This is a genomic window from Novosphingobium sp. NDB2Meth1 (genome assembly GCF_900117425.1).
In the GTDB taxonomy this organism is placed as follows: domain Bacteria; phylum Pseudomonadota; class Alphaproteobacteria; order Sphingomonadales; family Sphingomonadaceae; genus Novosphingobium.
In genome coordinates this window covers 1-11,925 of the sequence record NZ_FPEH01000023.1, presented here as the reverse complement: position 1 = coordinate 11,925, position 11,925 = coordinate 1, and the positions used below count along the sequence as shown (strand labels likewise).

14 protein-coding genes and 1 pseudogene are annotated in these 11,925 nt (G+C 67.1%); 12 read left to right on the top strand and 3 right to left on the bottom strand.

Annotated features, from left to right (window positions below; translation table 11 throughout):
- The first annotated feature begins 5 nt into the window (after positions 1 to 5).
- From NDB2M1_RS16430 to NDB2M1_RS16420, 3 genes are read left to right on the top strand one after another with little or no spacing between them, the layout of a single operon-like run.
- Positions 6 to 992 (top strand): 3-keto-disaccharide hydrolase, encoded by a 987-nt coding sequence (locus NDB2M1_RS16430; protein WP_083554925.1) that lies wholly within the window; start codon positions 6 to 8, stop codon positions 990 to 992.
- Complete coding sequence (locus tag NDB2M1_RS16425; protein WP_072383954.1) at positions 989 to 1,816, top strand: phytanoyl-CoA dioxygenase family protein; 828 nt, start codon at positions 989 to 991, stop codon at positions 1,814 to 1,816. The genes NDB2M1_RS16430 and NDB2M1_RS16425 overlap by 4 nt, the downstream gene beginning before the upstream one ends.
- A gap of 10 nt (positions 1,817 to 1,826) precedes the next feature.
- Positions 1,827 to 2,687, top strand: a complete 861-nt coding sequence (locus NDB2M1_RS16420) for an aldose 1-epimerase (RefSeq protein WP_072383953.1) — start codon at positions 1,827 to 1,829, stop codon at positions 2,685 to 2,687.
- Here NDB2M1_RS16420 and NDB2M1_RS16415 read toward each other — a convergent pair.
- Both NDB2M1_RS16415 and NDB2M1_RS16410 read right to left on the bottom strand, forming a co-directional pair.
- Entirely contained in the window at positions 2,684 to 3,088 is a 405-nt protein-coding gene (locus NDB2M1_RS16415) for a C-glycoside deglycosidase beta subunit domain-containing protein (RefSeq protein ID WP_072383952.1), read from the bottom strand. The two genes, NDB2M1_RS16420 and NDB2M1_RS16415, sit on opposite strands and share 4 nt — an antisense overlap.
- A gap of 23 nt (positions 3,089 to 3,111) precedes the next feature.
- On the bottom strand, positions 3,112 to 4,017 hold the full coding sequence (locus NDB2M1_RS16410) for a sugar phosphate isomerase/epimerase family protein (protein ID WP_072383951.1): 906 nt from the start codon (positions 4,015 to 4,017) through the stop codon (positions 3,112 to 3,114).
- A gap of 141 nt (positions 4,018 to 4,158) precedes the next feature.
- Between NDB2M1_RS16410 and NDB2M1_RS23420 the strand changes: the two are divergent.
- Together NDB2M1_RS23420 and NDB2M1_RS16400 are read left to right on the top strand one after the other, a co-directional pair.
- Positions 4,159 to 4,491, top strand: a pseudogene (locus NDB2M1_RS23420) (LacI family transcriptional regulator); the annotation flags it as partial.
- A 277-nt stretch (positions 4,492 to 4,768) separates the two neighbouring features.
- The gene (locus tag NDB2M1_RS16400; protein ID WP_072383950.1) at positions 4,769 to 5,950 is read left to right on the top strand and encodes an acyl-CoA dehydrogenase family protein; all 1,182 of its coding nucleotides are present in this window, start codon (positions 4,769 to 4,771) and stop codon (positions 5,948 to 5,950) included.
- A 7-nt stretch (positions 5,951 to 5,957) separates the two neighbouring features.
- Here the strand turns inward: NDB2M1_RS16400 and NDB2M1_RS16395 are convergent, their stop codons facing one another.
- Entirely contained in the window at positions 5,958 to 6,815 is an 858-nt protein-coding gene (locus tag NDB2M1_RS16395; protein ID WP_072383949.1) for an alpha/beta fold hydrolase, read from the bottom strand.
- Positions 6,816 to 6,994: 179 nt separating this feature from the next.
- On the opposite strand from NDB2M1_RS16395, the gene NDB2M1_RS16390 reads away from it, so the two are divergent.
- The 7 genes from NDB2M1_RS16390 to NDB2M1_RS22155 form a co-directional block, all read left to right on the top strand.
- Positions 6,995 to 7,666, top strand: a complete 672-nt coding sequence (locus tag NDB2M1_RS16390) for a ferritin-like domain-containing protein (protein ID WP_083554922.1) — start codon at positions 6,995 to 6,997, stop codon at positions 7,664 to 7,666.
- Positions 7,663 to 8,697, top strand: a complete 1,035-nt coding sequence (locus NDB2M1_RS16385; RefSeq protein WP_253185921.1) for a 3-oxoacyl-ACP synthase III family protein — start codon at positions 7,663 to 7,665, stop codon at positions 8,695 to 8,697. Before NDB2M1_RS16390 ends, NDB2M1_RS16385 begins: the two co-directional genes overlap by 4 nt.
- Positions 8,690 to 9,400, top strand: a complete 711-nt coding sequence (locus tag NDB2M1_RS16380; RefSeq protein ID WP_072383947.1) for an ABC transporter ATP-binding protein — start codon at positions 8,690 to 8,692, stop codon at positions 9,398 to 9,400. Before NDB2M1_RS16385 ends, NDB2M1_RS16380 begins: the two co-directional genes overlap by 8 nt.
- Positions 9,397 to 10,488 carry an ABC transporter permease gene (locus NDB2M1_RS16375; RefSeq protein WP_072383946.1) on the top strand — a complete coding sequence of 364 codons (1,092 nt, stop codon included), beginning with the start codon at positions 9,397 to 9,399 and terminating at the stop codon, positions 10,486 to 10,488. The genes NDB2M1_RS16380 and NDB2M1_RS16375 overlap by 4 nt, the downstream gene beginning before the upstream one ends.
- A 58-nt stretch (positions 10,489 to 10,546) precedes the next feature.
- Entirely contained in the window at positions 10,547 to 10,942 is a 396-nt protein-coding gene (locus NDB2M1_RS16370; protein ID WP_054123345.1) for a thioredoxin family protein, read from the top strand.
- Positions 10,943 to 10,946: 4 nt separating this feature from the next.
- Positions 10,947 to 11,675, top strand: coding sequence for a cytochrome c biogenesis CcdA family protein (locus NDB2M1_RS16365; protein ID WP_054123346.1), 729 nt, complete (start codon positions 10,947 to 10,949; stop codon positions 11,673 to 11,675).
- A 113-nt stretch (positions 11,676 to 11,788) separates the two neighbouring features.
- Positions 11,789 to 11,925: 1-deoxy-D-xylulose-5-phosphate synthase N-terminal domain-containing protein (locus tag NDB2M1_RS22155; RefSeq protein WP_143146807.1), on the top strand; the 137-nt coding region annotated here is incomplete at its 3' end.

The following is an 11,925-nucleotide window of genomic DNA, read 5'->3' as shown; positions in this document are numbered from 1 at the left end:
GTGCGATGCCCCGGCTGATTTCAACCCTGCTCAGTGCGGCGATGCTGGCTGCCCCTGCCCTTGCTCGGGCGCAAGGAGGCGCGCCCGATGGATCGACGCCGGAAGAGCAGGCGGTCATCGCCAAGGACCCGCCGTTCCGCGCGCAGACCCTGAAACTGGCCGGCGCACAACAGGGCCGCGCGGCGCCGCTGTTCAACGGGCGCGACCTCACTGGATGGGACAGCTGGCTGGGCTATGCCGACGCGCGGGATACCTATGGCCAGCCGACCGCGGCGCCGATCGGCCTCAATCATGACACGACCGGGGTGTTCCGCGTCGAGCAGACCGATGGCCGCCCGGCCATCCATGTCAGCGGCAAGATCTGGGGCGGCCTGCTGACCAAGCGCAGCTATGGCAACTACCACCTGCACCTGCAGTTCAAATGGGGCGAGCACGCGTGGTTCCCGATGCCGCGCAACAACGGCGTGCTCTATCATTCGCACGGCGCATACGGCGCGTTTTTCGGGACGTGGATGTCCGCGCTGGAGTTCGAGGTCGTGCCGGGATCGGTCGGCATGCTGCTGGCGGTGGGCGATTCCAAGGGGACGCATTCCTTCCAGACCGTCGACTGGCGCGCGGGCGCGAAGGTCGAGGTTGGACGCGATCCAACGATCCCCTATCCCTTCCGACGCTATATGCCGGGCGGGCCGTTGCTGCCGATCCAGATGCCGGCCTTCAATGTCGATGCCAACCGCAATGCCGAGAAGCCGCTCGGCGAGTGGAACACGCTTGATATCTACACGCTGGGTGACCGCTCGATCCATGTCGTGAACGGCGTGCCCGTTATGGCGGCGAGCGGCCTGACCACGACCGATGCCAAGGGCGTGAGGCGGCCGCTGGTGCGCGGGCGCATCCAGCTGCAGTCCGAAGGCGCGGAGACATGGTTCCGCGACATCACGATCACCCCGATCACGCGCCTGCCGCGGATCGTCGCAACGGGAGGGGCGAAATGAGCGGTTCGGGACAGCAGGGCGACGACTACATTCTTTCGCCGGACGAGATCGAACAGTTCCACCGCGACGGCTATGTCACCCTGCGCGGGGTGCTGAGCGAGGGCGAACTGGCCGCGATCGAGCCCGAGTTCGACCGCTTCATCCGCGGCGAAGTGGCGGGCATGGGCCGCGATTTCTGCGACATGTCGGGCCCCTACGGCCGCAAGTTCGAAGACTTTGCGCTGGTGAATGCCGTGCTGCCGCGCCGCTATCGGCCCGAGATCCGGGACAACCTGTTCGAGAGGCGCGCGGCCTCCATCTCGCGCCAATTGATCGGCGAGACCGCCACGCTCGACTACGACCAGTTCCTCGCCAAGCGCCCCGCAAAACCCGATGCCGTGTTCACCTGGCATCAGGACCTTGGCTACTGGCCGACCGGCACGCCCGAACCGCTGACCGCGACCTGCAGCCTCGCGCTCGACGATGCGGACAGCGAGAACGGGTGCCTGCGGGTGGTGCCCGGCTCGCACCGCAAGGGCCTGCGCCCGCACCGGCCGCTGATGGGCGAGGACCGCGAGAAATCGCACATCCTCAGCGTGGAACTGACGGCGGACGATCCGGTGGTCGAACTGCCGCTGCAGCGCGGCGATATCACCGTGCATGACGAGATGATCATCCACGGTTCGGGTGGCAATTCGTCTCCGGACCGCTGGCGGCGGACCTATATCGCTGCATTCCGGACCAAGGCCTGTGTCGACTTCGAGCGCGCCATAGGCTTTACCCATTCGCACAATGACACGATCAACTGGGAAACCCACCTCGGCGCGCTTACCGCGGCAGACTGACGAGCGCGAAGTGCGTCTGGCGATTGCGGCGGGCGACTACCGGCTGGTTGTCGCCCCGGAGCGCGGCGGTTCGATCCTATCGTTCACCTGGCGCGGTGAGCCGGTGATGCGCGAGGCAGAAGGGCCGGGCATTCTCGATGTCGGCTGTTTCCTGATGGTGCCCTTTGCCAACCGGATCGCGGGCGGGCGCTTCGACTGGAACGGCCGCGCGATGGCGATCCCGCCCAATTTCGGCGACGAGGACGCGTACAATCCGATCCACGGCTATGGCTGGCTCACGGGGTGGGATGTGCTGCAGTCAGGCGAGGACTGGCTGGAACTTGGCCATGAACGCCACGGGGGAGAGTGGCCGTGGCCCTATCGGGCAGCGGTGGAGTACGTCCTTGAGGCCGATGGGCTGACCGCACGGTTGTCGCTCACCAACACGGGGGAGGAGCCGATGCCGGCGGGCCTCGGCTTCCACCCCTATTTCCCGCGCACGGATGCAACCCGCTTCATCGGCCTTCATCGCGGCGAATGGCGCGGCGAAGGCAATCCGCTGCCGGTCACGCTCGACGAGCGCGACACGCCGTTCGATTGGTGGGAAGGCCGCCCCGTCAGCACGCGGGTGGTCGATACGGTCTATTCGGGGCGACAGGGCCCGCTGGAAATCATCTGGCCGGAACGCGCAATGGCGGTGACCATCACGCCCTCCGCCAACCTGAGCCGCACGGCGGTCTACGCGCCGCAAGGCAGCGACTGGTTCTGTGTTGAACCCGTCAGCCACCTGACCGATGCGCTGAACGGGCGCGATCCCGGCGCGCCGATGCCTGCGCTGGCGCCGGGTGAGACGCTCAGCGCCGAGATGCGGCTCAGCGTTCGCCCGCTTTAGGGCATGCAGATTGTCGCCATGCGCGCTTCGTGCATTGGGAAAATGTGCACGTCGGGCGGGAAGTAGGAATAACGGATGCGGGCGAGCACTTCGACCTTGTGCACGCCGGGTTCGAGGCCGCCGGGCTTGTCGACAAGGATCTCGCCCCATTCAGTGAGGCCCCAGCGCGCTTCGGTTTCCTCGCGCAGCTCGGCCAGCGTGTAGACCTCGTCTCGGATGCCAAGGCTGTTCTGTTCGAAGGGGAAGACTTCGCCGTCGACGGTGACGGTGAAGCCGTCGAGCTGGCAGAGACGGGTGCCATGATAGTTGGGAATGCGGATACGCACCGCGAAGCCGGTGCGCGCGCCGACCGGGCCGACATTGCGGAAGCCGGTGCTTTGGATGAGCTGGTGTTCAAGCATCTTGGTATCTCCGGAAAGCGTGCTCAGGCGAGCGTGCCGGCGTCGAATTCGGCTTCGAGCTTGCGCAGGAGCACTTGCTGGCGGCGGACCTGATCGATCGCGCGCCACGGGCTGCGCAGGCCTTCGTATTCGCTCGAAAGCCAGCCCGAGTAGCCCGACCGCAGAATCGCCGACATGACCGGGCGCCACGGGATGTTGAGATCCTCGAGGCTGTCGTCGATGTCGTGGAACTTGGCCTGGATGAACACGACATACTGCGCGATTTCGAGGAACTGCTCGGGCGGCACCTTGATGCCGTTCAGGAATTCCATGTGCTTGCGCGCTTCGTCGTTGATCTGGTGCGAGCCCCAGTGCGTGAGCGGGCGATCCTGGAAGATGCCGGTATCGATCATCAGGCCGAAGTTCCTGGTGCCGGTGCGCTCGATGAACTGGATGTAGCCATCGGTGACACGGTGCCTGATCGGCGTCGGCGCATGGATTTCAGGGCAGATCACCACGCCGAGCTGGTGCGCGAGATCGAGATTGCGCTCGACATAGGCTTCCCACTGCGGATCGGGATCAAGCTCGTGCGAGGTGACGCCGAACTTGGGGCGGTAGAACTTGAAGCCGAGGCGCGCGGCGAGCTTGAGGTCTTGCGCAAGTTCGGCGGCGCCTTCCTCCACGGTGATGTTGCGGGCAAGCGTGATGCGCGTATCGATCCAGCCGCACATGTTGGTGGGCTCGAGCTTGTAGCGATCAACAAGGCCGAACCACCGGTCGAGGAAGGCGCTGGAGGGTTCGGGATAGCCTTCGATCTGCCCCTCGCCGAGGATTTCGATGCCGGTCGCGCCGGTATCGGCGATGTGATCGAAGGCGTCTTCCAGCGTCATCACCGAGGCATAGTCGTTGACGTAGCTGTAGACCGAGACGCCGTACTTCAGAGAACCCATTGCCTGCCAAACCCCTGCGCGCGAGCGGCGCGAATCCCGAACGGCGCTGTGCCGTCCGCCCTCTATCTAATCGCTGATTAAATCTGACGCAAGTCCTCGACCGCCGGGGCGACCTCCGAGATACAGCCCGGCGTCGGCTGCATGGACGCCGCGACCCGGCTTGACGCCAACCTCATGGTCGAACGCTGCGATCCCGAACGCGACCAGTCGCGCATGATCCAGCGCCTGATCGAAAGCGGGGGCGATGGCTTCCTCCTGCCGCCGCCGCTGTGCGACGATACAGCATTGCTCACCCGCCTGCGCCGCGCTGGCACGCACGCGGTCCTGATCGGCCCCGGCCAGGCCGAAGCGCATCACGGCGTGGTGATGATCGACGACTATCAGGCCGCACATGACATGACGCGGCATATCCTCGGCCTTGGCCACCGCCGCATCGGCTTCATCATCGGCAACCCGCACCAGTCCGCCAGCGCGCTGCGCCTTGCCGGTGTCCGCGATGCGATGGCCGAATCCGCACGCGATCTAGTGGCGCAGGAAGTCCGCAGCGACCGCTCGCCCGGCGTCGCCAAGCCGCGCCTTGCCACGCTGGATTACGAGCTGGTGCAGCGTCATCGACTTCGTCACCATCGCCGTGACTGTCACAAGCGCCGCGCCGGAAGACGGCCTTATCTAAACCGGGGAGTTGATTCATCCCCGCGCGGCCCCCAAGGCCGCCGTGCATCATGCCTGTTTTCTCCGGAAAGGTCCGCACATGACGATCAGCAGCGAAGCGCTGGAAATGGCCGCAAGGGTCGAAGCATTCGTGCGGGAGAAGATCTTCCCCTACGAGCAGGACCCGCGCCGCGACCACCACGGCGCGCCGACCGACGAACTCGTGATGGAAATGCGCGAACTGGCGCGCGAGGCGGGCGTGCTCACCCCGCATATCCGCCCGGACGGCAGCCATTTCAACCAGCGCGAGACAGCGGTGATCCTGATCAAGTCGGGCCTCACGCCGCTCGGCATGTTGGCCTGCAACACCCAGGCGCCGGACGAGGGCAACATGTACCTCATCGGCCATGTCGGCAGCCAGCACCTCAAGGAACGGTTCCTCAAGCAGCTGATCGAAGGTCGTGCGCGTTCGGCCTTCTTCATGACCGAACCCGCCGAACTCAACGGCGCGGGCGCGGACCCTTCGATGATGCTGACGACCTGCCGCAAGGACGGCAACCACTGGGTGGTGAACGGCAGGAAGTGCTTCATCACCGGGGCCGAGGGCGCCAAGGTGGGCATCGTGATGGCCAAGTCCGAGGATCCGGACAGCAAGGGCGGCGCGTGCATGTTCCTCGTCGACCTGCCGGACCCGGCGATCCGGATCACAGGGGTTCCCAACACGATCGACAGCTCGATGCCCGGCAGCCACGCCGAGATCACCATCGACAACTTGCGCATTCCGGCGGACCAGATGCTGGGCGATGCCGGCGAGGGCTTCAAGTATGCGCAGATCCGCCTCTCCCCTGCCCGCCTCTCGCACTGCATGCGCTGGCTGGGCGGCTGCATGCGCGCGCAGGAAATCGCGACCGACTATGCCAACCGCCGCATGGCCTTCGGCAAGCACCTGATCGACCACGAAGGCGTCGGCTTCATGCTCGCGGAGAACATGATCGACCTCAAGCAGTGCGAACTGATGATCGACTGGTGCGCCTCGGTGCTCGACACCGGCTCGCTTGGCACGGTCGAAAGCTCGATGACCAAGGTCGCGGTGTCGGAAGCCCTGATGCGCGTGGCGGACAAGTGCGTGCAGGTGATGGGCGGCCTCGGCGTGACCGACAAGACCATCGTCGAGACGATGTTCCGCGAAGTGCGTGCCTTCCGCATCTATGACGGCCCGACCGAAGTCCACAAGTGGAGCCTCGCCAAGAAGCTGCGCCGCGACTGGAAGGCGGCGCAATAAGCTAGGCTCAGGCCAGCGGCATATGCCGCTCGAGGAAGGCGATCGCGGCGTCGTTGAAGGCGTCGTTGCGGTCGCCTGCCACCATGTGGCCAGCGCCGCCGACGTCGGCGACCTCGAGATGCGGCACGAGTTCGCGGAAGGCGGCCACCCCGGCGTCGCTCACCACATCGCTCTTGAGCCCGCGCACCAGCAGCACCGGCACGCCCGCTTGGGCTAGCGAGACGGCGGAGCGCTGCACCGTTTCGTGAAAGTCTTCCGGACGATGCGAGACGACCCGCGGGTCCCAGTGCCAATAGAACCGGCCGTCGTCGCGCTGCCGCAAGTTGCGCATCAGACCTTTGGGATCGCGCGGCCGCGGGCGCGCCGGATTATAGGCCGCCACCGCGTCGACCGCTTCGCCCAGCGTCGCAAACCCGTTCGGATGCGCGCGCATGAAGCCGACGATGCGGTTGATCCCCTCCGGCTCCGGATGCGGCACGATATCGACGAGCACCACTGCCGCGGGCGTGATCGCCGAAGCCACCGCATGGATCGACGTCGCCCCGCCCAATGAGGCACCGACCAGCGCGAAGGGCTGCTCCAGCTGCGCCACGATGGCCTCGACATCGGCGACGCGGTCGTCGAGCGAATAGGCACCGGTCTTGGACCACTCGCTGTCGCCGTGCCCGCGCAAGTCGACGTTGACCACGCGGTAGCCGCGCCGCGCCAGCGCCTGCGCGGCGCCGGACCAGCTGTGCCGGGTCTGCCCGCCGCCGTGCATCAGGATCACGACCGGCGCGGTCATCGGCCCGATGTCATCCGCCACAAGCGCCAGCTGATCGCGCGAGACGATCCGGTTGAGGCGACCTTCGCCAGCTCTTGTCATTGCCTCAAGTCTACCAGTCGTTCGAGAAACAGGGCATCCATCAAACACGCGAACCGACCGCGCTGGAACCCCCAAAATGCCCAGTCGGCCCATCGCGAGCCCTGACCTGCCCCCGGACCTGTAACCGCGCGCTCCGTACACGCGAAGCTCACGGCGACCGTCCAGATTTCAGGAAAACCATGACCACCGCGACGACGTTCTGCTTCGGTGCCAGCCGCGCCCGCCTGCGCGCTGCGCCGCTTGACGTCCGGCTCGGCGCGGATGCCGCCAGTGCGCTCGCCACACTGGTGCCCCTGCTCGGCTGCGGCGAGGAAGCGGCGGCGATTGCCTTCGACGGCCTTGCCGCACGCGACGGCGATCCTGCCACAGCGGTGGCTCTGCGCACGATTGCCGAGGAAGAGCGCGTCCACGACAGCTTGCTCCACAGCCTTGCCGAGGCCCTGCCTGCCGTTTCGACCGAAGCGCTGCAGCAACAAGCGCGCCGATTTCATATCCAGCTCGGACGCGGTTCTACCTTGGCGCACCTTGCCCGGATCGCCGCGATCGATGCCGGGGTCTGCCTGATCCTGAGTCGCCTGCTGCGGCCGGGTGGCCCGGTCTCCGACGATACCGCTGTGGCGCAGATGCTCGCACGTATCCGGCGGGACGAGACGCGCCATGTCCGCCTCAGCCGCGCGCTGGTGCTGGAGCGCGCCGAAGGTCGCCCGTTCGAGGATGTCGCCGCCGCCGCGCGCGAAGCGCTGGCCAATGTGATAACGCTCGCCGCCGACGCCTTCGAGGGGCTGGCGGTTGATCCGGCCCGCCTGCAGGCGGACTTGCGCGCCCTGCCGCAAGGCTTGCTTCGCGCATGAGCATGGCGCCATGGCTATCGCGCGGAAGGCTGGCCGTGCTCGGTACAGGTCAGGCGCTGCCGGGCGCGCCGATCTCCACCGACGATCTGATCGCAATGATGGCGCAGCGTTTCGGATTCAGCCGGACGCGCGAGGCCGCGGCCATTGCGCGGCGCCTCGGCGTCGAAAGCCGCCACCTGGCGCGCAATTTCAAGGATCAGGGTGACCCTGCTCGCAGCGGCACCGCCAATTCGGAGCTTGCGGCCAAGGCCGTGCAAGCTGCATTGGCAAACGCCGGATTGCAGCCGCGCGATCTCGCCTACCTCATCGGCCATACCACGACCCCCGATCAGCCTCTGCCCGCGAATGTCGCGAATGTTGCGGACCGGCTAGGCTATGACGGCCCGCACGTCGAACTCCGGCAGGCCTGCACCGGCTTTGCCAACGCGCTCATGATCGCGTTCGGGCTCGTCGCGGCAGGCAGCGGCCCGGTTGCCATCGTCGGCTCCGAGACCGGTTCGTTCTTCTTCGATCCCGCCGCGCTGGACAGTGAGCCGGACCAGATCGTCAACATGGTCCAGATGGGCGACGGCGCCGGGGCGGTGATCGTGGGCACACCCGAGAAGGGTCGCCCGGCCATCGAGGCGGCATGGTTCGGCGCGCTGGGACGGGACCGCGCTCCGGGCATTTCCCGTCAGCATCACACCCGGCGGTTCGACCACGATTTCGCCGCCATCCGCGCCGAAGGCCACCGCCTGTTCGACGCGGGCCAAGCGGCTGCAGCGCTGCAGGGCGCTCCCATCGAGGCTGCGCACCATGTGATCCCGCATCAGGTCAGCGGCCGAATCGGCGCGCTCGCCGCCGCGCACTTCGCCCTGCCGCCCGAACGGATGTTCGTTCAGGCGGACCGCATCGGCAACACCGGCTCCGCTGCCATCTGGATCGCGCTCGATAGCGTCCGGCACAACGCCGCGCCTGGCCAACAGATCGTCATCCTCGGCGCTGAGGCGAGCAAGCACATGTACGGCGGCTTCGCCTACCGCCATGCCTGAACCGGTCGTCGACGTACGCGGTCTCGCCAAGACCTACGACGGCCGCGAAGTGGTCCGTCAGGTGACCATCTGCGCGCGCCCCGGCGATCTGCTCGGGCTCGTCGGCGCGAACGGCGGCGGCAAGACGACAACCTTGCGGATGCTGGCGGGGCTCGTCACGCCCGATGCCGGAGCAGGCTTCGTGCTGGGCCGCGCAGTGCGCTCCGGCGGGCTTGACCGGCGGCGGATCGGCTACATGAACCAGCGGCTGGCGCTCTATCCGGAGCTGACTGTCACCGAGAACCTGCGCTTTCATGCGCGGATGCATGGCCTGCCCGCGAAAGCTGTCGGCGACGCGCTGGAGCGCTTTGGCCTCGGCGAAGTCGCCTCCCGCCGATTCACCCACCTCTCTGGCGGCTGGGCCCGCCGCGCGCAGTTCGCGGCCAGTGTCATCCACGCGCCCGATCTCCTGCTGCTCGACGAGCCGACTGCCGGACTCGACGTCGTCACCCGCCTCGCGCTGTGGGATTGGATGACGCAGATCGCGGCGACGGGCAGCGCGGTGATCGTCAGCACGCACGATCTGACCGAGGCGGAGCTGCTGCCGCAGATCATGCTATATCATGATGGCCTTGCCGGTGCGCAGACCACCCCCGCCGCGCTGATCGCTGAGGCTGGCGCGCCGACGCTCGAAGCCGCCGTGCTCGCCGAGGCCCGGCGATGAACGCGCCAAGGCGCATCATGGCCATTGCGGCGGTCGAGTGGGCGCGGCTGCTGCGCACTCGCATCGCGCTGACCTTGCTGGTGGTCGTGCCGCTCCTCCAGATCGTGCTGTTCGGCACCGCGATCCGCCCCGATGCCGCCGTTGCCGTCGCCGTCGCCGCACCCACATCGACCGATGCCGAAAACGTGGCCAAAACGCTGCGAAAACAGCGCAACATTCTCGTTGTCGCGCAGGGCGAGCCCGGATCAGCCGAAGCTGCGGTGAAGCATGGCAACGCGGTGATCGGCATCGAGGTTCCCGAGGCACGCTCCTTCGCCAACCCGCTCGCCAAGGGCGGGCCGCTGCGGATCGTGGTCGACGAAAGCAACGCCGCGCTCTCCTCCGCCGCGACTGCCCGGATCGAGACCGCCTACTGGCGCACTCTTGCCGAACGCAGCGACGCGGCGGGCCCGGGCCTCAGGACCGAGCGCCTCTACAACCCCGCCTCCCGCTCGGACTGGAGCTTCCTGCCGGGCCTGATCGGGGTGACAGTGATGATCGCGATGATCATGCTGGGCTCGCTCAGCCTCGCGCGCGAGCGGGAGGGCGGCACCTGGGAAGCGCTCCTGATCCTCCCCGCCGCGCGCTGGGAAGTGCTGCTCGGCAAGCTGCTGCCCTACATCGTGATCGGCACCGTGCAGGGCCTCGCCGTCATGGCAGTGGGCATCTGGCTGTTCGAACTGCCCTTGCCGCAAGGCGCAGCCGCGCTCGCCGCGCTGCTGCCGCTGTTCTGCGCCGCGCATCTGGTGCTCGGCTATGCCATTGCAGCAAGGGCGCAGACGCAGTTGGCGGCGCTGCAAGGGGCAGTCGCGTTCTACCTGCCCTCGATGCTGCTCTCCGGGTTCCTCTACCCCTTCGCCACATTGCCGCGCTGGGCGCAGGCCCTCGGCGAAGTCTTTCCGCTGACCCATTTCATCCGCGCCGCGACCGGCGTCCTGCTGCGCGGCAAAGGCTGGTCAATCGTGCTCGAGCAGGCGCTCCCCATCGCGGCCTTCGCGGCGGCAGGTATCCTCATCGCCACCCTGTTCCAGTCGCGTTCGACTGGCTGATGTAACCCGCGAGGCCGCCGTGGCGAAGGAGGGACATCAGTTCAGGAGACCGTATCCCATGTTCCGTCCCATCGCTTCCATCGCCCTCGCCGCCGCTGCGGCTGCCTCGTTTGCCACCCCCGCCCTCGCCGCCGAGCGTCAGGCCTACACCCCCGCCGCGCTGGCTGCCGCACAGGCGCAGGGCCGCCCCGTGCTGGTCGAGGTCAAGGCCTGGTGGTGCCTCGTCTGCGCCTCGCAGGGCCGGACGATCAAGGCGACCACCGCCGCGCCCGCCTATGACAAGCTGCTGATCCTTTCGATCAACTACGACACCCAGAAGGACTACTGGAAGGCGCTCGGCGCGACCAAGCAATCGACGCTGATTGGCTACAAGGGCAAGCAGGAAGTCGGCCGCGTCGTCTACATGACCAACAAGCAGCTGATCAACGATCTGCTCGCCAAGACGATCAGCTGACGCCATGGCCGCCGATATCCTCAGCCCGGCGCTCGCCTATGCCGCGGGCGCGCTCACCATCCTCTCGCCCTGCGTGCTGCCGCTCGTCCCTATCGTGCTTGGCAGCGCGGCGCAGGCACACCCGCGCGGGCCGCTTGCGCTGGCCGGAGGCCTCGTCGCTTCGTTCACGCTGACGGGGTTCCTCCTTGCGACCATCGGCGCCGCCTCGGGCTTCGATGGCGACTGGGTACGCCTCGCCGGTGCCGTGATGCTCGTTGCTGCCGGTGTGGCGCTGGTCATTCCCCACGTGCAGGACATGCTCACCCAAGCAGCCAGCCCGCTGGCCAACTGGGCCAATGCGAAGAAGGCCGGGCTCGAGCGCTACGGTCTGATCGGACAGGCGGGGATCGGCGTGCTGCTCGGCCTCGTCTGGAGCCCCTGCGTCGGCCCGACGCTCGGCGCGGCGACGGTGCTGGCGGCACAAGGCGAGAACCTGACGATGGTCGCCGTGACGATGGCCGCCTTCGGCCTCGGCATTGCCAGCGTGCTGCTTGTGCTGGCCTTCGCCACCCGCTCGCTCCTCGCACGCTGGCGCGGTGGGCTGATGTCGGCAGGCAGCAGCGGCAAGCGCGTGCTTGGCGGGCTGCTGATGGTCGTCGGCGTGATGATCTTCACCGGCGGTGACAAGCTCGTCGAAGCCGTTCTCGTCGCCGCTTCGCCCGATTGGCTCGTCGATCTGGCGACGGCCATCTAGGGAGGTCAGACGCGGTTCAGGTGGTTCGCGCCAATCTGCGCGACATGTTTCGTCAACAAAGCCGAGCCACCTGCAATCGACAAGCCGCTTCTGCTCCGGTAACGCGCGGGGCCATGAGGACCGATCCGCATACGCCGCTTCTTGATCAGGTTGATACGCCTGACGATCTTCGCAAGCTTGCCCCTTCCCAGCTTCGCCAGCTCGCTGACGAGCTTCGGGCGGAGATGATTGCCTCGGTGGGGCAGACGGG